The organism is Tenacibaculum sp. SZ-18 (assembly GCF_002813915.1).
In the GTDB taxonomy this organism is placed as follows: domain Bacteria; phylum Bacteroidota; class Bacteroidia; order Flavobacteriales; family Flavobacteriaceae; genus Polaribacter.
In genome coordinates, this window is sequence record NZ_CP019335.1 from 3,775,446 (window position 1) to 3,795,741 (window position 20,296).

A 20,296-nucleotide genomic window follows, 5' to 3' on the forward strand; every position below is an offset into this window, starting at 1 on the left:
TTTTTGTACTTCTAAAGTATGATTACAAATGACGATATCTGAATTCAAAAATAAACTACAAAATGAAGTTGCTACGATTGATTTTAAAGAAACAATTGAACTGATAGAAGGTAACTATAATTTTACTCCATCGGCATTTAAAAACGGTGAATTAGAAAATCAATCAACAGAAAACCAAGGATCTTGCAAAGTGTTTTCGTTTGCAATTCAAGAAGGATTATCAAAAGAGGAGACTTTAGCTTGTTTTGGTCAATACTATATTGAAGTTGTGAATGATCCAAAAGGAATAGGTCATCAAAATATCAGAAACTTTATGAAAACTGGGTTTGAAGGGTTAAGTTTTGAGAATGAGGTGCTAACTGAGCTATAATTTTACTGGTTTATCTAGAGGAAACATGGTCCGTTAAATAAGGTTAAAAGGTTGATTTACTTTTTATTTTGGCGTATTTTTAAGGGAAACCAGATCGCTAAGCTTATGAAAAATAAACTCTTATTATTTTGTTTGTTACTTACTTTTCAAATTGTTTTTGGTCAACATACAATTACCGTATTGAATTCAAAATCTAAGGAACCAATTCAATATGTTCACTTAAAGAAAAAGGGGAAAATTTATGTCACTGACAAGAATGGAAAGGTTTTAATAGAAAGGATAAAATCTAATGACAGAATTTTCTTGTCGCATGTAGAGTATTATGATAGAGATGTTTTATTCGGTGAAATTGTTAACAAATCAGTATTTCTTACTGAAAAAGACATTAAACTTTCGGAGGTTTTAATAACCAAAAAGAAGAATAAAGAACTAAATTTTGAAAAGTTGCCTGAGTTAGAAAAAGGCTTGCATGGATTTGCATCTGTTCTGTATAATAATAAAATCTATGTTTTTGGTGGAGATAAGTCAACATTAAGTGATGCAATGAGAATGGCATTACAGGAGTTAAGCGGAATGCAGGATGAAATAATAAGTATAAATGAGCTTATTTATAGAACGAATAGACGAATAAGTTATCAAGGTTATAGTAATAAGGTTCGTATTTATGATATAAAAAATAAGAGATGGTCTTCTTTAGAAAAACCGGTGCTTAAAAGAGCTTATCATAAAGCAGTTTTAATCGATGGAAAAGCGTACTTATTAGGAGGGAAAAAATTAGCAAAAAATAAGTCGAGGGAATATTTGATTAATGATATCGAGGTTTTCAATTTAAAAACAAATAAGTTAGAGAAATTAATTGATAGTAAGCAGAATGGAATTAATCAAGGCGTGGCAAAAATTGATAATAGTATTATTTTGGTAGGAGGGTCGGTAAAGAAGTTGAAAAAAGGAAGATTGAAATTTTCCAATAATGTTTCATTGTACAACACAAAAGAAGATAAATGGTATATAATTGGTAAGCTTCCTGACCCTAAAGAAACTGAATGTATAAAGGTTAATGATAAGTTGTTTATGATTGGAGGTAAAGGAACCGAGAAAATGAATCGAATTACTTCTTTCAATTTGAAAAATGGAAAATGGGAAATAGAGAAAGTGTTACCAAGATCAATGAAGATGCCTGCAATCGATAAAAAAGGAGATTTAATTTACATTTTTGATAAAAGCTTTTTCTATGAATTCAATACAAATACGAAGGGTTTAAAAGAGTATAAAATTGATCTTCCATACGAATCGAGTAAAATGTTTTTGGTTGACAATAAGTTTTATCTTTTAGGTGGTTTTGTGGAGGATCAATATCAAGTGAAGCCTTCAAAAAAAATGTACACGATTGATTTAAATGAATTAAATACAACGTTGTATGATGAGTACTAAATTCACTACATTGTGTATTTAAAATTCAAAGGGAAGTAACACATGTATAATGTACCAAATTATAAAGAGGATAACGTTGATGAGCTAACAAGTTTCATAAATCGTTATCCTTTAGCTTTTATAACGGGTTTAGATGAAAATGGTAGTTTTGTTGGAACTCATATTCCATTAATTGTTGAAAATAGAAATAATGAAATGTTTTTGGTCGGACATATGATGAAACAAACCGATCATTATCAAGCAATGTTCAAGAATAGTAGGGTTTTAGTAGTTTTTAATGGTCCAAATGGATATGTAAGTGCGTCTTGGGGAACTATTAAGAGTAAAGGTTCTACCTGGAATTATATGACGATTCACGTAAATGGAAGTGTTTCCTTTTTTGAAGGAGATAGATTGATCAACTTGATGAGAGATTTTACTTTGCAACATGAAAAAGGAGATAAAAATTCTCCGACAATATTCGATAACCTTACCGATTCTTATAAAGATCGATTAATGCCACATATAACAGGTTTTGAAATCAAGGTAGAAAAAATAGAAGGTGTTTTTAAGCTAAGCCAAGATGTAAATGAAGCAACATATTTAAATATTATGAAAGAGTTAGAAAAAAAGGAAGGTTTAGATAAGTTATTGGGAGAAGAAATGAAAAATAGAAGAGAACAATTCTTTTCATAGTTGTTATTGATAAATTAAGAAGTGATTTCAAAAAAATCTGACTATACTATTTTAATTATTTCTGTACTAATATTTTTATTATTACAACTTCCATATTTTGTTCAGATTCAATATCCATTCCGTTTATTAGGAACTTGGTTCCATGAAATGGGACACGGGTTAACTGCATTATTGGTTGGTGGAAAGTTTCATTATTTAGAAATTTATGCAAATGGAGGAGGTGTAGCGTATTCAACTGTTACTAATAAATTCATGTCGATTTCTCTAGCAAAAGCATTTACGGCTGCTGGAGGATTATTTGGGCCAGCAATTGCTGGAAGTATTTTAATTATGGCAGCCAGATCACAGAAACACGCTGCAATTTTATTCAGAATACTAACTGGAGTAATCGGCTTGTCATTAATTATTTGGATACGTTCTTACTGGGGAATAATTGCTTTGAGTGGTTTTGTTGTATTGTTTGTGATAATTATGTTTTTGAAGAATAAAAAAGTAGAAACAATTACTGTACTTTTTTTAGGACTTCAATGTATTCTTAGCACTTATCTTCAACTGAATTACTTGTTTACAAAACAATTTGAACGTAATGGTCAAGTATTGACTTCAGATACGCAAAACATAGCGGCAAATACATTTGGTACTTATTGGCTGTGGGGAGCAATAATTCTTCTTGTAAGTTTACTTCTACTTTGGAAAAGCATTCAATTTTATTTTAAAAAATAATTTTTTTAAGCGCGTATTTCAAATAATTTAAAATTGAACTTTTCAAACATGAGTTTTGTCATCGTTCGTCAGTTTTATGGGCAATAATTTTGTAATTAAATTAATACATATGAAACTAGATATACAGAAAATCCATTTCTAGGCAATTTATTTCAATTCCTCTTTCGGCACATGATAATTTAGATGTAGCAAATGTTGAAATTACAACTGCTTTGTCTGTGAATGAGATTTCACTTTATAATTTACAAAGAATATCGCAGCGGAAATAATTTTAGGAACAGCTAAAAACGGTGTCAAATTAGGAGGAGGAGCAGATTTAGGACATGTTTGGATAGTACCGTCAACTTTGAATTTACAGTATCAATGTTATGTAAGTGATTAAAAATTTTATGTAGATTCTGGTGTTTTTAATAAAACACTTAACCGTTTTGATAACGGAGATGCTTCCAATATGAAGTATGACAATTCATTTGGCTTTACTTTGCAAACTGGTTTTGATTATAATTTGAATGACAAATGGTTTTTAAACCTAGATGTAAAATAATTATTATCAACAGATGTAACTGTAGATACAGAGTCAGGAAATTTATCTTTAGAAGTTAATATTAATCCGTTTATTATTGGATTCGATGTTGGAATGAAATTTTAATTTTCCCTTTTATTTTTTTAATCTGATTATTTCAGATTTATTTCTTAATCCCTTTAGAATTATTGAGTTAAATGTTTTAAATAGCTTTTTAACCTAAAGTTATTTTTTATTTAAATAATCTATTCTGTCTTAAGTCGAGTAAAATAATCGTTGGCTGCCCTCTTTACTTTTGGAGCCAAAATTAATGTCGATATAACAGTTGGTATCGCCATCAAAGCATAACCACTATCAATTAAACTAATAACAAATTTTAATTCTGTAATTGATGCAATTACAATAGTAGCTACATACACATAGTTATAGTATTTGGCTATTTTGGAGTTTGTTAAAAAGCTCAGACAAGAGTAACCGTAAAATGAGTAGGTGAATAAGGTTGAAAAGGCAAAAATTAAAACACAAATTGTTAAAATAACACTTCCCATACCATAAGGAAGAACAGCATCAAAAGACGATAGCGTTAATGAAATTCCGTTTCCTTTAAAATTTTTCCAAATACCAGAAGTTAAAATAGCTAAAGCTGTTAAGGTACAAACTAGTAACGTATCGATTGCTGGCCCTAACATTGCCACCAAACCTTCTCTAATAGGTTCTTTAGTTTTAGCAGTTCCGTGCATCATTGGAGCAGTACCAATTCCAGCTTCGTTAGAAAAAGCAGCTCTTTTTACTCCAGTTATAATTAATGCTCCTAAAGCACCTCCCATAACAGCGTTACCAGAAAAAGCATCAGTAAAAATCAATGAGAAAATTTCAGGGATAATATCAAATCTTAAAATTAAGATTGTGATAACGGTGATTAAATAAATAACAACCATAATAGGAACTAGTTTCCCTGCTACTTTACCAATACGTTTAATACCTCCAAAAATAACTACAGAAGTTATAATTGCTATTGAAATTCCCAAGAGAAATTTGGCTGTTTTTACATTCGATGATTTTACTTCAAATACATCAATTAATGTTTGTGTTAATTGATTTGCTTGAAATGCTGGAAGCGTTCCAATTAATCCTGCTAATGAGAAAAAGACAGCCAGTGGTTTCCATTTTTTTCCTAGTCCTTCAGTAATTACGTACATTGGTCCTCCTTTTACATTTTCCTCCTCATCTTTTCCACGATACATTACGGATAAACTACAAGTAAAAAATTTAGTTGCCATTCCTACAAAAGCACTTACCCACATCCAAAAAACAGCTCCCGGTCCTCCTGTTGCAATGGCGATAGCGACTCCACTAATATTACCCATTCCGACAGTTGCAGCAATAGCTGAAGACAAAGCTTCATAATGCGATAAATCTCCAGGTGAATCATGTTTATCATATTTTCCTCTTAGAATATTTATAGCATGCCCGAGATATCTGAATGGAGCTAACCCAGAATAAATGAATAGAAACAATCCACCTCCGATAAGAAGAATTAATAATGGAACCCCCCAAATCCAAGAGGAAAATTGTGCAACGCTATCTTGGAAGTTTAAAAACATTATTTTAGTTTTTGAACTAAAATAAGACTTTTAAACAATATTAACATCAAGATTATTAGTGTCTAAAATAATGAATTCTATTAAGTCAGAATTTTAACCATTTATCGAAAAAATGGATATGTTAAAGTTTTAAACGAAAGTTTTTTCTTATTTTTAAGATATAACTTCAATACCCCCCTTACCATGAAGAACATAAGTAACTTTTCGTTTTATAAACTTTTGAAGTATTCACCTGTTCTCCTACTAATTTTTCTTATTGTTTATTCTTTTAACACCCATGAAAGTAAGAATAAATTGGACGATGAGTTTAGAAATGAGCAGAAGATTCTTCAACATGAACTAGATCAAATTGTAGCGGATTATAAAAAAATGACAGTTAAAAAGAAAGGATTGTCAAGAAGAATTATTACGAGTATTAATAAAATAATAGCTTTAAAAGATTCTATTAAAGAGATTAAAAGGAGTAACTACGATAAGTTGGTCAAATATAGTATGAGAGTAGCTAAAATTCAGCGTGAAAACAGAAAACTTATATTGCAAGCAGACCAATTAACAAAGCAAAATGACTCTCTTCAAGATGAAAATAATGAAGTAAGAAAGAGGTTACGAGCACATGAAAGATCTCAGAAAAGTCTTTTTAAGGAGAATGCTGAGTTGGTAAATAAAGAGAAAGAGTTACGTGATAAGATTAATCCGGCTAAAAAAGTTAAAATTGGCAATATTACTGTTAACGCTTTTAAAGAAAGAAATAGTGGAAAATTTACGAGCACATCAAAATCAAGTAAAACGGATGCTTTTAAGGTTAAGTTTGAATTATTAGAAAATGAATTAGCAGATGCCGGAATGAAAAATATTATTATTCAAATTTTTGACAAGAATAATGAGTTAATTCTTTCAGATAAAAATAGAGGAGTAAATAGTGACCAAACTGCATATAATGATTACATAAAAGTAAATTATGAGAATCAAAAACTAGGTATAGTTTCATTAATTTCGGTGGATAGACACTCTCTAGCAAGAGGAGATTATAAAGTAGCTATTTATATCGATAATGAAATTGCAGGTAATGGGAAAATTAGTTTAAGATAAAAAATACTTCACAGGTTATAATTAGGGAACCGCTCAATTCCATTGAGCGGTTTTTATGTGTAAAAACACTAAATATTTGTTAAGAAATAAGAGGAGTATGAAAAAAAGAGACATATTTACAAAAGAAAACCAACAATAATGAGATTCATATTAAAATTCGTATTTCTAACTTTATTAATGTCAGGAACTGTTTCTTGTAAGTCGGAACATAAAGTTTCCAAGACTAAAGAAGAAGAAAAACAAGTAGTAACTGAACTCAGTATAGCCGAAAAAATAGTGAATAATACTATTGAAGCTCATGGAGGAGAATTATATGATGAAGCTTCTTATAGGTTTTCTTTCAGAAATAAAGAATACACTTTCATTAATAAAGAAAATGAGTTTAAGTATACTTTAAAAAAAGTGAGTAATAAAAAAGATACTGTTCTTGATATCCTTGAAAATGGAGTTTTTACAAGAAGAGTTAATGGAAAACAAGTGAGCTTATCAGAAGAAGATGCTTCTAAATATGGTGAATCGTTAAATTCTGTTGTTTATTTTGCTACTCTTCCACATAAATTGAACGACTCAGCAGTTAAAAAATTATACAAAGGCGAGATTGAAATAAAAGGAGAAAACTATGATGTTATAGAAGTTACTTTTAAGCAAGAAGGCGGAGGAAAAGATTTTGAAGATAAATACTATTATTGGATTAATAAAAAATCTCATAAAATGGATTATTTGGCTTATACGTATAAGGTGAACGGAGGTGGTGTACGTTTTAGAAGTAGTTATAATAGAATTAATGTAGGAGGAATTATATTTCAAGATTATATTAATTATAAAGCTGAGGTTGGAACTTATTTAAAGGATCTTCCTGTTTTGTATGAAAACGATAAACTAAAAGAAGTATCTCGAATTAATATAGAGAATATTAATCTAATTGAATAAAACAAAGTATATGTCATCAGTAATTAATATTTCGGAAAAGTTTAATTTATTTTCAGATCAATGGTCCCCTAAAAAAGTTGCTGAGTTGAATGGTCAACAGATATTGTTAGCGAAAATTCAGGGTGAGTTTGTTTTTCATAAGCATAATAATGAAGATGAATTATTTATGGTAATGAAAGGGGAATTGCAGTTGGAGTTAGAGGATAAAATTATAACTGTAAACGAGGGGGAATTTTATATTGTATCCAAAGGAGTTTTACATAAACCAATAGCGAAAGAAGAAGTTCATCTTTTACTTTTCGAACCTTTGTCAACAAAACACACAGGAGATGTGTTAGCTGATATAACTGTCGATGAATATGAGTGGATTTAAATCAGTTTTCCATTCATCGAAGAATATGCTCCATTCATCTAAGGAAAAAAACATTAAAACTAAAACTTTATATGTAAAACTTAGGGTCAATGTATATTTGACGTATTAATTAGTAGTAATGAAAAAATTTAAAAAGTAATAATCCCCAAACATAATACTTTTCACTTTTTTGAGTTAAAAAATAGCCTCTTGCAAGCCCCAAATGTAAGAGGTTTTCTTTGTTTTAAATTTTACTTTTTACCATACGTTCCTAGTTGAATAGATTTGTTAATAGACTTACTTATCGATGAATTTAAACTATTTATCTACAGTATAAAATAACACATCGAATATCTGATAATGAAAGGTTTATCTGTAATATCTTTGAGGTATAATTAGCATTAAAAGTGATAGTAATTAGTAAAAAATATAATCTTCTAAACCCTAATAAAGTTTTGTTTTTCATTTTGAATTTGAATTAAAGTTTTATGATTTTACCGAATCATATTGCGCTCTCCTACTTCCCTAAGGTAGGAGAGTTTTTAATATATAAAACTCAAAAAAATGATTAACCATTAGTTAAAGAGGAAAAATGTAACTCCTTTCTAGTTTATCGAGTAAATGAAACTGTTAATCTACAGTTTCCGAACTAAACATCTATAAGTGATAAATTTTATTCGTTAACCAAACTATATTTGCGCTCAAATGAGAGGGTATGATAAGGTATTTTCTCTAAAATATTTAATATCCTATCTAAGTTTAAATTATTTGGTTGACTAGACTGATCCTTTTGCAAGCCCCAAATGCAAAGGGATTTTCTTTTAATATCTATTATTTAGTTTTATTTTACAATAACACCTCTTAAATTCAAAATTGGAATCATTCGTAAATTTCCTTCTTTGATGGTGTTTCTTTGGAAAAGAAATACTTTTTCATAGATTTTATTTCCTTCAAAAAACGACACTAAAAATCTATTATCTAAAGCAAATAGGTCGTGATGTATTAATTCTACTTTAATAGAAGAGTTTGCCTTTATATGTTCGAATTTCTTCCTGAATACCGTAGTTGTTTTTGTTTCAGAAAAACCTTGTGAAACTACCATAACCATATCTAAATCAATATCTTTTTTATTGATAAGATAAACATACCAGTTTTCTGAATTTTCTGATGTGTTGAATTCAGAAACAACGGCCATTTCAAGACCAGTTACTTCATCAATTATAATGTCTTTTCTCATGAAATTAAATTACAGACTTAAATTGCTTTAAGAAACGAACATCATTTTCATAAAACATTCTAATATCTGGAATTTGGTATAATAACATTGCAATTCGTTCAATTCCCATTCCAAAAGCATAACCCGAATATTTGGTTGGATCTATATTGCAGTTTTTTAATACGTTAGGGTCAACCATTCCGCACCCCATGATTTCTAACCAACCTGTTCCTTTTGTAATTCTGTAGTCAGTTTCTGTTTCTAATCCCCAGTAAATATCAACTTCAGCACTTGGTTCAGTAAATGGGAAATAGGATGGACGTAAACGAATCTTTGACTTACCAAACATTTCTTTAGTAAAGTATAAAAGAACTTGTTTTAAATCTGCAAATGAAACATCCGTGTCAATATATAATCCTTCTACTTGGTGGAAAATACAATGTGCTCGCGCAGAAATATCTTCGTTTCTAAAAACTCTTCCCGGAGAAATTGTTCTTATTGGAGGTTCATTATTTTCCATATATCGAACTTGGACTGATGATGTATGTGTTCTTAATAAAGTATCTGGATTTTTTTCAATGAAGAAAGTGTCTTGCATATCTCTCGCAGGATGGTATTCTGGTAAGTTTAATGCAGTAAAGTTATGCCAGTCATCTTCAATTTCAGGTCCTTCAGAAACTGTAAACCCTATTCTATTAAAAACCTCAATAATTTGATTTCTTACCACAGATATTGGATGACGAGATCCTAATTCCATTGGTTCAGAAGGTCTTGTTAAATCTCCATAAACCCCTTTTTCTTCAACAGCGCTTTCTAGAGCCTCATTTAATTCTGCAACTTTTCCCTCAGCAGATTTCTTTAAATTATTTAAAGCTTGTCCAAAATCTTTACGTAATTCTGCATCAACGTTTTTAAATTCAGCAAATAAACTTTTCAGTAATCCTTTACTACCTAAGTATTTAATTCTGAAAGCCTCTACTTCTTCTTTAGTAGTTGCCTGAAATACTTGAACATCTCCAATGAGCTCTTTAACTTTATCTAACATGATCTTTCAAAAAAATTGAGTGGCAAATTTACGTTTTTTTACTTAATTAACATTTTTCTTTCTTCTCTTTACTATAACGTTTTCGTTTCCGCAAAAAAAGATCTTTTTTAAAACGCTAGATTAGTTATTTAACTATATTTGTGCATTATTTTTATTAAAAAAACATTTTTCGAATAACTAAATTATGGAATCTAAAATAAAGGCTTTTATGGAAGTCGTTGAAAAGCGTAATGGCCATGAACCAGAATTTCTACAAGCAGTTCAAGAAGTAGCTGAAACAGTTATACCTTATATTGCTAAACATGATATTTACAACGGGAAAAATATTTTATTAAGAATGGTTGAGCCTGAGCGCTTAATTTCATTCAGAGTTTCTTGGGTAGATGACAACGGAGAAATCCAGGTGAATAGAGGATATAGAGTGCAAATGAATTCAGCTATTGGACCTTATAAAGGAGGTTTACGTTTTCATCCAACAGTTAATGCGAGCATCTTAAAGTTCTTAGCTTTTGAACAGGTATTCAAAAATTCATTAACAACCTTACCAATGGGTGGTGGAAAAGGTGGTTCTGATTTTGATCCAAAGGGAAAATCAGATAACGAAATTATGCGTTTCTGCCATGCCTTCATGACAGAGTTATACAGGCATATTGGTCATAATACGGATGTTCCTGCTGGTGACATTGGTGTTGGTGCTAGAGAAATTGGATTTATGTTTGGTATGTATAAGAAGTTAAAAAACACTTTTACAGGTGTTTTAACAGGAAAAGGACAGTCTTGGGGTGGTTCCTTAATACGACCTGAAGCGACTGGTTATGGTGCAGTTTACTTTGCACAAAATATGTTGGAAACTAGAGGTGATTCTTTCAATGGAAAAACAGTAACTGTTTCAGGTTCAGGAAACGTTGCGCAGTTTGCATGTGAAAAAGCTACTGAGTTAGGAGCTAAAGTGGTAACATTATCTGATTCTTCAGGATATATTTATGACGAAGCAGGAATCGATGCTGAGAAGTTAGCTTTTGTGATGGAATTAAAAAATGTTAAGCGAGGAAGGATCCACGAGTATACTGAAAAGTATCCATCTGCTAAGTTCTTTAAAGGAGAACGTCCTTGGTCAATAAAATCTGAAATTGCTTTACCATGTGCTACTCAAAATGAATTAAATGGTGAAGAAGCTAAAACTTTAATTGATAATGGTTGTATTTGTGTGAGTGAGGGAGCAAACATGCCATCAACTCCCGAAGCAATTGCTGCATTTCACGAACATAAAATCTTATTTGCACCAGGTAAAGCTTCAAATGCTGGAGGAGTTGCAACTTCTGGATTAGAAATGAGTCAAAACTCATTACGTTTAAGCTGGACTCGTGAAGAGGTAGACGAAAGATTAAAAGGAATTATGAAAGATATACACAAGGCTTGTGTAGAGTATGGAACTGATGAGTCTGGATATATTGATTATGTAAAAGGAGCCAATATCGCAGGTTTCGTAAAAGTTGCAGATGCAATGTTAGCACAAGGAATTGTCTAGATAAATTCAATATTATGTTAAAAAGCTCATCAGTTACTGATGAGCTTTTTTATTTTTATACCTATGGAAATAATAAAGAATAGAATAATTGAAGGTAAACATCAAAAACCAATATTAACAGATGTGTTCTTTACAAGAACCATTAAACCTAAACCTGTCATTGTTTTTTGTCATGGATATAAAGGTTTCAAAGATTGGGGAGCTTGGAATTTAATGGCCGAAGCATTTTCTGAGGAGGTGTTTTTCGTAAAATTTAATTTTTCACATAACGGAGGAACCGTTGATCAACCTATCGATTTCCCTGATTTGGAAGCCTTCGGAAATAATAATTATAGTAAAGAATTAGACGATTTAGAATCGGTAATTGATTGGGTTTGTCAAAATGAAGAGTTCGCTAACGAAATAAGTACAGACTCAATTACGTTAATTGGTCATAGTAGAGGTGGTGGAATTGTATGCATAAAAGCTGAAGAAGACTCTAGGATAAAGAACGTGATTACTTTAGGTGGAGTTTCTAATTTTGGAGAACGATCTTCGACTGTTGGAGATTTGAAGAAATGGAAAAAAAACGGTGTTAAATACGTTTTAAACGGAAGAACGAAACAACAAATGCCGCATTTTTATCAGTTTTATGAAGATTTTAAAGCGAATGAAGAGCGTTTGACAATTAAAAGATCAGTTGAAAATTTAAGAGTACCACTTTGTATTATTCACGGAAGTGGTGATACTTCAATTCTCATAAATGAAGCTGAAAATTTACACAAGTGGAGTTCTCAAAGTGAACTACACATTATCGATGAAGCAGATCATGTTTTTGGGGCAAAACATCCTTGGGAAACTAAAGAATTGCCAGCTCATTTAAATGACGCGATTACTATTTGTAAATCATTTTTAGGGAACTAGTCATTTCAATGAGTAAAGTGATTTTCACATTCCATAGGAATGAGTATATTTACGAATTGATAAAAAGAAAACAACGTTTTTTTATCTTATTAAAAATCAAACAATTACAATTAATTTCTTGATACTGAGAATGCGTCAGATTTAAGAAGTTATTAAAATAATATATAAATTATGGGTTGTAGCAGTTGCTCAACTAACAAAAGCGGCGTTCCAAACGGCTGTAAGAGCAATGGAAATTGTGGAACAGGAACATGTGGAAGCGGAAATAAATTAGCTGTTTTTGATTGGTTATCAAATATGACTTTACCAACAGGTGAAGCTCCATTTAATATATACGAAGTACGTTTTAAGAACGGAAGAAAACACTTTTATAAAAGTACTGAAAAAAAGCATAATATTTCTATGGGAGATGTTGTTGCTGTTGAAGGAAATCCAGGTCATGATGTAGGAGTAGTTTCTTTAGCAGGAGAGCTTGTAAAAGTACAAATGAAGAAAAGAAAGGTTGCTCTTGATAGTCCTGATGTAAAGAAAATTTACAGAAAGGCCACTCAGAAAGACATTGAAATTTGGAATACAGCCCGTGATCGTGAGCTTGAAACACAGCGAAAAGGACGAGAAATTATCAGTAAGTTAGGTCTTAAAATGAAACTTTCTGATGTTGAGTTTCAGGGAGACGGTAATAAAGCAACGTTCTATTATACTGCAGATGATCGTGTAGACTTTCGTCAATTAATTCGTGATTTAGCAAGCGCTTTTTCTATTCGTGTTGAAATGAAACAAGTAGGAATGCGTCAAGAAGCAGCACGATTAGGAGGTGTTGGTTCTTGTGGTAGAGAGTTGTGTTGTTCTACTTGGCTAACAGATTTTAGAAAAGTAAATACGGCTGCAGCTAGATATCAGCAGTTATCACTAAATCCATTAAAACTGGCGGGTCAGTGCGGAAAATTAAAATGTTGTTTAAATTTTGAATTGGATTCTTATTTAGATGCTTTAAGTTCTTTCCCAAAACAAGATGTTGTATTAAAAACAGAAAAAGGAGATGCTATTTTTGTAAAAATGGACATCTTTAAAAAATTACTATGGTACACTTATAAAGAAGAAAAGTTTAAATGGTATAAATTGTCACTAGATCAGGTTAATGAAATAATTGATTTAAATGAGAATGATGATTTAGGGGCACCATTAGAGGAATATGAAGCAGAGATAGCTGAAGAAATAAAAATAGATTTTGAGAATGTTGTTGGGCAAGATAGTTTAACACGTTTCGATACTCCTAAGAAACCAAAAAGAAATAGGAATAGGAATCGAAGAAAAGGGACAAATCAAAAAAGAACGGGAAACAACCCTTCTAATAGAGCTAAAAAAGGAGAGCAAAAAAATATTCCGAAGCAAGGAGGAAGTTCCAATAATAAGAATAATAAAGGCAATAAACCTGCTGGTCAGACTCAGAATAAGAAGAATAACAAACAGAATCAAAAACAAGGGCAAGGTCAAAAACAGAACCAAGGTCAAAAGAAGAGTCAAAACCAAAAGCAAGGACCTAAGCAAAATTCATCTAATAATAAAAAACCTAATAATCAAAGAAGAAATAAACGTCGTAATTCTGGAAACAATAATAATGCTCAAAAAAACAAGCAATAGTATAGTTTTAAAAGTTTTAGCACTTTTGTTAATATTGGTTTCTTGTGATTCCAAAAGAATATTTGATGAGTATACTTCAATTGAAAATAACAAATGGGACATAAATGCTCCTATTTCTTATCAGTTTGAAGTTAAAGACACTTTAGCGAGAAGAAATCTGTTTATTAATATCAGAAACAACAGCGATTATGAATATAGTAATTTGTTTTTAATAACAAAAATGAGTTTTCCTGATGGTAATAAAATTATTGATACGTTAGAGTATGATATGGCCGATAAAAATGGAGTGTTTTTAGGTAAAGGATTTTCTGAATTAAAAGAGAGCAAACTTTTTTACAAAGAACAAATTCTATTTCCAAATCAAGGATCTTATACATTAGACATCTTTCAGGCTATGAGAAAAGGTGGGGAAGTAGAAGGTATAAATGCATTAGAAGGCATCGTGAATGTTGGTTTTAGAATTGAGAAAATAAATTAAAAAATGACAAAAAAGAAAACTATGAATTTCACAAAATATATTAAATGGTTTTGGGGAATTGTTCTAGGAGGATTATTCTCATTATGTTTCGTTTTTTTATTAGCGTCGTGGGGTTTATTCGGAACATTACCAACTTTTGAAGAGTTGGAAAATCCTGAGAACAATCTGGCAACTGAGATAATTTCATCTGATGGTAAAACTATCGGGAAATATGCTCATGAAAATAGAACCCCTGTTCATTATAAAGATTTACCACAAAACTTAGTAAAAGCTTTGGTCGCTACAGAGGATGAAAGATTTTACGAGCACTCAGGAATTGATTTTAGAGGTACTGCAAGAGCTGTTTTAAAACCAGGGAGTGGCGGAGCAAGTACAATTACTCAGCAATTGGCGAAAATGTTATTTACAAAAAGAGCTTCAAAGAATATAGTTCTTAGAGTTGTTCAAAAAATGAAGGAATGGGTAGTTGCTGTAAAACTTGAACGACAATATACTAAGAATGAAATTCTAGCAATGTATCTTAATAAATATGATTTCTTGAATCAAGCAGTTGGAATTAGGTCTGCTGCACGTATTTATTTTGGTAAAGAGCCAAATCAACTTGATTTGCATGAATCTGCGATGTTAGTAGGTATGCTGAAGAATTCATCTCTTTTTAATCCATTAAGAAGAGAGAAAAGAGTTTTTAATAGGAGAAACGTCGTTTTAAAACAAATGTTTAGAAATGATTACATTTCTGAAAAACAAAAGGACTCACTACAAGTTCTAGAACTTGGCTTAAATTATACACCAGAAAGTCATAGTGACGGTTTAGCAACTTATTTTAGAGAATATACAAGAAGCTTTCTAAAAGGTTGGGTAAAAAATAATCCGAAACCTAGTGGAGAGTTATATGACATATATAGAGACGGATTAAAGATTTATGTAACAATTGATTCTAGGATGCAAAAATATGCCGAAGAAGCTATGACAGAACATATGTCTAATTTGCAAAAATATTTCTTCGAAGAACAAAAAAGAAACAGAACAGCACCTTTTTATGATATTGATAAAAGTGAGATTCGTAAAATTTTAGTAAGAGCTAAGAAAAATTCTGATCGTTACAAGAAAATGAAAGCGGCAGGAAAGTCCGATAAAGAAATAGAAAAAGCATTTCAAACAAAAACAGACATGCGAGTTTTCACTTGGAAAGGTGATCGTGATACAGTAATGAGTCCTTATGATTCAATCCGTTATTATAAACATTTCTTGCGTTCAGGATTAGCGTCTATTGAGCCACAAACTGGTCATATTAAAGCATGGGTTGGAGGAATTAACAATAAGCATTTTAAATATGATGCAGTAAAACAGCAAAAACGACAAGTAGGTTCAACATTTAAGCCTTTTGTATATGCAACAGCAATAAATCAGCTAAAACGGTCTCCTTGTGATAAATTACCAAATACGCCATATACGATTCCTAAAGAAAAATATGGTATGCAAGATGATTGGACTCCTAGGAATGTTGGCGAAAAATATGGAGGTGAATTAACATTAAAGGAAGCCTTGGCGGGTTCGGTAAATGTGATTACCGCCCGTTTAATTGATGATGTCTCTCCCGTTAATGTAGCGAGATTAGCAAAGTCTGCAGGTGTAGAAACCGAATTTAAAGCTAACCCATCAATAGCCTTAGGTGCAATCGATTTAACTTTACTTGAAATGACAAGTGCGTATTCTACTTTTGCGAATAAAGGAATGCGTGTTTCACCAATGTTTATTACTCAAATTGAAGATAAAAATGGTACTGTATTAGAGACATTTGTTCCTGAAACAAAAGAGGTGTTAAGCGAAGAGTCTGCATATGTTATATTGAATTTAATGGAAGGTGTAACACAATCTGGATCGGGTTTACGATTGAGAACCTATTATCCAAGACCAAAGTTTGTTACAGGATATCCATATAAATTCTCGAATGCAATCGCAGGTAAAACAGGAACAACACAAAATCACACAGATGGTTGGTTCATGGGAATGGTTCCAAATTTAATGACTGGTGTTTGGACTGGAGGAGAGGATCGTTCTATTCACTTTGCAGGAATTGCTAAAGGTCAAGGAGCAGCAATGTCATTACCAACTTGGGCTATTTTTATGAGAAAATGTTATGAAGACAAAACATTGAATATCAGTAAAGAGCCATTTGAAAAACCTGAAAATCTTTCTATTAATATTGATTGCGAAAAGCACGAAGAAGAAAGCAAGAAAAATAAAGACGGAGATCAAAAAGAAGAACAGAAAGAGGAAGACGATTTTTAATCACATCATTGAAACAAAACTTAGCAAACAACTTAATAAATGATTAATAAAAAAGTAAATAATGTGGAAGAAGCATTAGAAGGCGTTTCAAGTGGAATGACTTTAATGCTTGGAGGTTTCGGATTATGCGGAATTCCTGAGAACGCTATTAGTGAGTTAGTGAAATTAGGAGTTAATAATCTTACTTGTATTTCAAATAATGCAGGAATTGATGATTTTGGATTAGGTTTATTATTACAAAACCGTCAAATCAAAAAAATGATTTCTTCCTATGTAGGAGAAAATGATGAATTCGAACGTCAAATGCTTTCTGGAGAGTTAGAGGTTGAACTAACTCCTCAAGGAACTTTAGCGGAAAAATGTAGAGCGGCTCAAGCTGGTTTTCCTGCATTTTATACACCAGCTGGTTACGGAACAGAGGTGGCAGAAGGAAAAGAAACAAGAGAGTTTGACGGAAAAATGTATGTTTTAGAACCTGCGTTTAAAGCCGATTTTGGTTTTGTAAAGGCTTGGAAAGGTGATGCAGCTGGAAATTTAATTTTCAAAGGAACATCAAGAAACTTCAATCCTAACATGTGTGGAGCAGCAAAAATTACTGTTGCTGAAGTAGAAGAATTAGTTCCAGTAGGTGAGTTAGATCCAAATCAAATTCACATTCCTGGAATTTTTGTACAACGTATTTTTCAAGGAGAAAAATATGAGAAGAGAATCGAACAACGCACGGTAAGACAAAGAAACTAATCATGGCTTTAGATAAAAACGGAATCGCAAAACGTATTGCAAAAGAAGTAAAAGACGGATATTACGTAAATCTTGGAATTGGAATTCCAACTTTAGTGGCAAACTTTGTAAGAGATGATATTGAAGTTGAATTTCAAAGTGAAAATGGAGTTTTAGGAATGGGACCTTTTCCTTTTGAAGGAGAAGAAGATGCAGATATAATTAATGCGGGTAAACAAACCATTACAACATTGCCTGGAGCAAGTTTTTTTGACTCTGCTACTAGTTTTTCTATGATTCGTGGTAAACACGTTGATTTAACCATTTTAGGAGCTATGGAAGTGGCAGAGAATGGAGATATAGCAAACTGGAAAATTCCAGGTAAAATGGTAAAAGGAATGGGAGGAGCGATGGATTTAGTTGCCTCCGCTGAAAATATTATTGTGGCTATGATGCACACCAACAAAAGAGGTGAGTCAAAGCTATTAAAAAAGTGCTCTTTACCGTTAACAGGAGTGGGTTGTGTAACTAAAATAGTTACGAATCTTGCTGTTTTAGAAATTAAAGATGATACATTTTATTTGTTAGAAAGAGCTCCTGGAGTTTCAGTTGAAGAAATTCAGAATGCAACAGAAGGAACTTTGGTTGTAAACGGTGAAATACCAGAAATGAGTTTATAATGAAGGTCATTTCCTATAACGTAAACGGAATAAGAGCAGCTTTAAAAAAAGGCCTTACAGAATGGTTAAAAGCTGCGAATCCAGATGTAATTTGTATCCAGGAAACAAAGGCTCAAAAAGAACAAGTGAATGCTGAAGATTTTGAATTAGCCGGTTATCCTTTTCAATATTGGTTTTCTGCTGAGAAAAAAGGATACTCAGGTGTTGCGGTTTTTTGTAAAAAAGAACCAAAACATGTAGAATTTGGAACTGGGATTGAGTCTATGGATAGTGAAGGACGGAATATTCGCGTCGATTATGATGATGTTTCAATCATGAGTATGTATTTGCCATCAGGAACTAATTCTGCTCGTTTGGATTATAAATTCAATTATATGGATGATATTCTAGAATATGCGACTGAGTTGAAAAAAACAGTTCCAAATCTTGTGATTTGTGGTGATTATAATATTTGTCACGAAGAAATTGATATTCACAATCCAAAAATGAAAGGGGTTTCTGGTTTCCTTCCTGAAGAAAGAGAATGGTTAGGGAAATTTATAGATAGTGGTTTTGTTGATAGTTTCCGGTTCAAGAATCCAGATAGACAAGAATATTCTTGGTGGAGTTATAGAGCCAATGCAAGAGCAAATAATAAAGGCTGGCGTTTAGATTACTGCATGGTTACAGAGTCTTTGCGAAATAAGATTTCTAGAGCTTATATATTACCAGAAGCCAAGCATTCTGATCATTGTCCTGTCGCAGTAGAGTTTGACTTTTAAAGAATCTTATAATTGAATATGATCCAGAAGTTTTTTTTAGTTGCTTTATTTTTGTTTAGCATTAATTTGGTTGCCCAAGTTCAGAATGATTCTGTTGTAAAACTTGAAGAGGTTCCCAAAATTGGAGTAAAATCAACTCCTGTTGTGAAGCTAAGGGCTGTAAAATATTCAGATGATGATTTAAAAAGGATTGATAGTTTATTAGTTGATGCAAAGTTTAATTCTCCTTTATTTGATAAGTTTGAATATGTGTTAAATGATAAGGATATTAATGGAACGAAATCGCATATCATCACTCCAGAATTGCTAAAACTTCGATTAAAAGAAATTAATTCAAGTACACCGTTTAATCTAGCTTTTAATCCAGCTTTAGAAAGAGTAATTAATAGTTACTTAAAGCATCGTAAAAAGTACTATCCTGCCTTGATGGCAAGAGCTAAGTATTATTTTCCAATGTTTGAGCAGTATTTAGATCAATATGATATTCCATTGGAAATGAAGTATCTGGCGATTGTTGAATCTGCTTTGCATCCTAAAGCAAAATCAAGAGTTGGAGCTACTGGATTATGGCAGTTTATGTATGGAACAGGTAAACAATACAAACTTGCTGTAAATTCTTATGTGGATGAAAGACAAGATCCAGTTAAATCTACAATTGCTGCGTGTAAATATCTTAGTTATTTAAATAATATTTTTAATGACTGGGATTTAGCTTTAGCTGCTTATAATTCTGGTCCAGGAAACGTATTAAAAGCAATTAAGCGATCTGGAGGTTATCGTAATTACTGGAATATTCGTCCGTTTTTACCAATGGAAACGGCTGGTTATGTTCCTGCTTTTTACGCAACAATGTATATTTTTCGATATAATGAAGAGTTGGGAATTTATCCGGAAGCTCCGAACTTATATCATTTTGAAACGGATACAATTCAAATTAAAAGAACGGTTACTTTTGATCAAATAGCAGAAAAAACTGGTATTGATGAAGAAACAATTGCTTTTCTCAATCCTAAGTATAAAATTGACGTAATTCCCTATGTTAAAAAGAAAAGTTTCAGTGTTAGATTACCTAGAAATAAGGTAATTGATTTTTTAGATAAAGAGCGCGAAATTTATGCTTTAGCAGCTGCTGAGGATTCTTTGAGAGAAAAACCTCTACCAAAGTATTTTGAAATGGATAAAAGAATCCGTTATAAGGTAAGATCGGGTGATTATCTAGGAAAAATAGCAAGAAGGTTTGGAGTAAAAGTAAAAGATATAAAACGGTGGAATAATATGCGTGGAACAAACCTAAGAGTTGGTCAACGATTATTTATTTATCCTCGAAGAATATAA

General features: G+C 31.7%; 20 protein-coding genes. 17 read left to right on the top strand and 3 right to left on the bottom strand.

Annotation, left to right across the window (positions count from 1 at the left end):
• Positions 1-28 precede the first annotated feature (28 nt).
• From BTO06_RS17155 to BTO06_RS19025, 5 genes are all read left to right on the top strand, one after another.
• A complete protein-coding gene (locus BTO06_RS17155; RefSeq protein WP_100926464.1) occupies positions 29-370 on the top strand; it encodes a HopJ type III effector protein in 342 nt (113 codons plus the stop codon).
• 105 nt (positions 371-475) lie between these two features.
• Positions 476-1,801, top strand: coding sequence for a Kelch repeat-containing protein (locus tag BTO06_RS17160; RefSeq protein WP_100926465.1), 1,326 nt, complete (start codon positions 476-478; stop codon positions 1,799-1,801).
• Positions 1,802-1,843: 42 nt separating this feature from the next.
• Positions 1,844-2,476 (top strand): FMN-binding negative transcriptional regulator, encoded by a 633-nt coding sequence (locus BTO06_RS17165; RefSeq protein ID WP_100926466.1) that lies wholly within the window; start codon positions 1,844-1,846, stop codon positions 2,474-2,476.
• Between the two features lie 21 nt (positions 2,477-2,497).
• Complete coding sequence (locus BTO06_RS17170; RefSeq protein WP_100926467.1) at positions 2,498-3,199, top strand: M50 family metallopeptidase; 702 nt, start codon at positions 2,498-2,500, stop codon at positions 3,197-3,199.
• Between the two features lie 451 nt (positions 3,200-3,650).
• Positions 3,651-3,743, top strand: a complete 93-nt coding sequence (locus tag BTO06_RS19025; protein WP_100926468.1) for an OmpW family outer membrane protein — start codon at positions 3,651-3,653, stop codon at positions 3,741-3,743.
• A 224-nt stretch (positions 3,744-3,967) separates the two neighbouring features.
• Here the strand turns inward: BTO06_RS19025 and BTO06_RS17180 are convergent, their stop codons facing one another.
• Positions 3,968-5,326: an alanine/glycine:cation symporter family protein gene (locus tag BTO06_RS17180; protein WP_100926469.1), complete on the bottom strand. Its 1,359-nt coding sequence runs from the start codon at positions 5,324-5,326 to the stop codon at positions 3,968-3,970.
• Between the two features lie 183 nt (positions 5,327-5,509).
• Here BTO06_RS17180 and BTO06_RS17185 point away from each other — a divergent pair, with 183 nt between their 5' ends.
• From BTO06_RS17185 to BTO06_RS17195, 3 genes are all read left to right on the top strand, one after another.
• Entirely contained in the window at positions 5,510-6,415 is a 906-nt protein-coding gene (locus BTO06_RS17185) for a hypothetical protein (protein ID WP_100926470.1), read from the top strand.
• A 138-nt stretch (positions 6,416-6,553) separates the two neighbouring features.
• Positions 6,554-7,345, top strand: coding sequence for a DUF6503 family protein (locus BTO06_RS17190; protein ID WP_100926471.1), 792 nt, complete (start codon positions 6,554-6,556; stop codon positions 7,343-7,345).
• A gap of 10 nt (positions 7,346-7,355) precedes the next feature.
• A complete protein-coding gene (locus BTO06_RS17195; protein WP_100926833.1) occupies positions 7,356-7,718 on the top strand; it encodes a cupin domain-containing protein in 363 nt (120 codons plus the stop codon).
• A gap of 820 nt (positions 7,719-8,538) precedes the next feature.
• Here BTO06_RS17195 and BTO06_RS17200 read toward each other — a convergent pair.
• On the bottom strand, positions 8,539-8,934 hold the full coding sequence (locus BTO06_RS17200; RefSeq protein WP_100926472.1) for a hypothetical protein: 396 nt from the start codon (positions 8,932-8,934) through the stop codon (positions 8,539-8,541).
• Positions 8,935-8,938: 4 nt separating this feature from the next.
• The gene (gene pheS, locus BTO06_RS17205; RefSeq protein WP_100926473.1) at positions 8,939-9,958 is read right to left on the bottom strand and encodes a phenylalanine--tRNA ligase subunit alpha; all 1,020 of its coding nucleotides are present in this window, start codon (positions 9,956-9,958) and stop codon (positions 8,939-8,941) included.
• Positions 9,959-10,142: 184 nt separating this feature from the next.
• Between pheS and gdhA the strand changes: the two genes are divergently transcribed.
• The 9 genes from gdhA (at position 10,143) to BTO06_RS17250 (ending at position 20,296) form a co-directional block, all read left to right on the top strand.
• The gene (gene gdhA, locus BTO06_RS17210) at positions 10,143-11,486 is read left to right on the top strand and encodes an NADP-specific glutamate dehydrogenase (protein WP_100926474.1); all 1,344 of its coding nucleotides are present in this window, start codon (positions 10,143-10,145) and stop codon (positions 11,484-11,486) included.
• Between the two features lie 63 nt (positions 11,487-11,549).
• Positions 11,550-12,389: an alpha/beta hydrolase family protein gene (locus BTO06_RS17215; RefSeq protein WP_100926475.1), complete on the top strand. Its 840-nt coding sequence runs from the start codon at positions 11,550-11,552 to the stop codon at positions 12,387-12,389.
• A gap of 171 nt (positions 12,390-12,560) precedes the next feature.
• Positions 12,561-14,030 (top strand): PSP1 domain-containing protein, encoded by a 1,470-nt coding sequence (locus BTO06_RS17220; RefSeq protein WP_100926476.1) that lies wholly within the window; start codon positions 12,561-12,563, stop codon positions 14,028-14,030.
• Positions 14,008-14,508, top strand: coding sequence for a gliding motility lipoprotein GldH (locus BTO06_RS17225; protein WP_100926477.1), 501 nt, complete (start codon positions 14,008-14,010; stop codon positions 14,506-14,508). The genes BTO06_RS17220 and BTO06_RS17225 overlap by 23 nt, the downstream gene beginning before the upstream one ends.
• Before the next feature lie 3 nt (positions 14,509-14,511).
• A complete protein-coding gene (locus tag BTO06_RS17230; protein WP_100926478.1) occupies positions 14,512-16,800 on the top strand; it encodes a penicillin-binding protein 1A in 2,289 nt (762 codons plus the stop codon).
• A 39-nt stretch (positions 16,801-16,839) separates the two neighbouring features.
• On the top strand, positions 16,840-17,541 hold the full coding sequence (locus BTO06_RS17235; RefSeq protein ID WP_100926479.1) for a CoA transferase subunit A: 702 nt from the start codon (positions 16,840-16,842) through the stop codon (positions 17,539-17,541).
• Between the two features lie 2 nt (positions 17,542-17,543).
• On the top strand, positions 17,544-18,200 hold the full coding sequence (locus tag BTO06_RS17240; protein ID WP_100926480.1) for a CoA transferase subunit B: 657 nt from the start codon (positions 17,544-17,546) through the stop codon (positions 18,198-18,200).
• On the top strand, positions 18,200-18,961 hold the full coding sequence (locus BTO06_RS17245) for an exodeoxyribonuclease III (protein WP_100926481.1): 762 nt from the start codon (positions 18,200-18,202) through the stop codon (positions 18,959-18,961). The genes BTO06_RS17240 and BTO06_RS17245 overlap by 1 nt, the downstream gene beginning before the upstream one ends.
• 18 nt (positions 18,962-18,979) lie before the next feature.
• Positions 18,980-20,296 carry a lytic transglycosylase domain-containing protein gene (locus BTO06_RS17250; RefSeq protein WP_100926482.1) on the top strand — a complete coding sequence of 439 codons (1,317 nt, stop codon included), beginning with the start codon at positions 18,980-18,982 and terminating at the stop codon, positions 20,294-20,296.

Bases quoted from the DNA above. Each gene is read 5' to 3' on its own strand.
- BTO06_RS17200 (WP_100926472.1), bottom strand. From the start codon at position 8,934: ATGAGAAAAGACATTATAATTGATGAAGTAACTGGTCTTGAAATGGCC.
- BTO06_RS17245 (WP_100926481.1), top strand. From the start codon at position 18,200: ATGAAGGTCATTTCCTATAACGTAAACGGAATAAGAGCAGCTTTAAAA.
- gdhA (WP_100926474.1), top strand. From the start codon at position 10,143: ATGGAATCTAAAATAAAGGCTTTTATGGAAGTCGTTGAAAAGCGTAAT.
- BTO06_RS17185 (WP_100926470.1), top strand. From the start codon at position 5,510: ATGAAGAACATAAGTAACTTTTCGTTTTATAAACTTTTGAAGTATTCA.
- BTO06_RS17230 (WP_100926478.1), top strand. From the start codon at position 14,512: ATGACAAAAAAGAAAACTATGAATTTCACAAAATATATTAAATGGTTT.
- BTO06_RS17160 (WP_100926465.1), top strand. From the start codon at position 476: ATGAAAAATAAACTCTTATTATTTTGTTTGTTACTTACTTTTCAAATT.
- BTO06_RS17180 (WP_100926469.1), bottom strand. From the start codon at position 5,326: ATGTTTTTAAACTTCCAAGATAGCGTTGCACAATTTTCCTCTTGGATT.
- BTO06_RS17195 (WP_100926833.1), top strand. From the start codon at position 7,356: ATGTCATCAGTAATTAATATTTCGGAAAAGTTTAATTTATTTTCAGAT.
- BTO06_RS17155 (WP_100926464.1), top strand. From the start codon at position 29: ATGACGATATCTGAATTCAAAAATAAACTACAAAATGAAGTTGCTACG.
- BTO06_RS17225 (WP_100926477.1), top strand. From the start codon at position 14,008: ATGCTCAAAAAAACAAGCAATAGTATAGTTTTAAAAGTTTTAGCACTT.
- BTO06_RS17220 (WP_100926476.1), top strand. From the start codon at position 12,561: ATGGGTTGTAGCAGTTGCTCAACTAACAAAAGCGGCGTTCCAAACGGC.
- BTO06_RS17250 (WP_100926482.1), top strand. From the start codon at position 18,980: ATGATCCAGAAGTTTTTTTTAGTTGCTTTATTTTTGTTTAGCATTAAT.
- BTO06_RS19025 (WP_100926468.1), top strand. From the start codon at position 3,651: ATGAAGTATGACAATTCATTTGGCTTTACTTTGCAAACTGGTTTTGAT.
- BTO06_RS17240 (WP_100926480.1), top strand. From the start codon at position 17,544: ATGGCTTTAGATAAAAACGGAATCGCAAAACGTATTGCAAAAGAAGTA.
- BTO06_RS17165 (WP_100926466.1), top strand. From the start codon at position 1,844: ATGTATAATGTACCAAATTATAAAGAGGATAACGTTGATGAGCTAACA.
- BTO06_RS17235 (WP_100926479.1), top strand. From the start codon at position 16,840: ATGATTAATAAAAAAGTAAATAATGTGGAAGAAGCATTAGAAGGCGTT.
- BTO06_RS17190 (WP_100926471.1), top strand. From the start codon at position 6,554: ATGAGATTCATATTAAAATTCGTATTTCTAACTTTATTAATGTCAGGA.
- BTO06_RS17215 (WP_100926475.1), top strand. From the start codon at position 11,550: ATGGAAATAATAAAGAATAGAATAATTGAAGGTAAACATCAAAAACCA.
- pheS (WP_100926473.1), bottom strand. From the start codon at position 9,958: ATGTTAGATAAAGTTAAAGAGCTCATTGGAGATGTTCAAGTATTTCAG.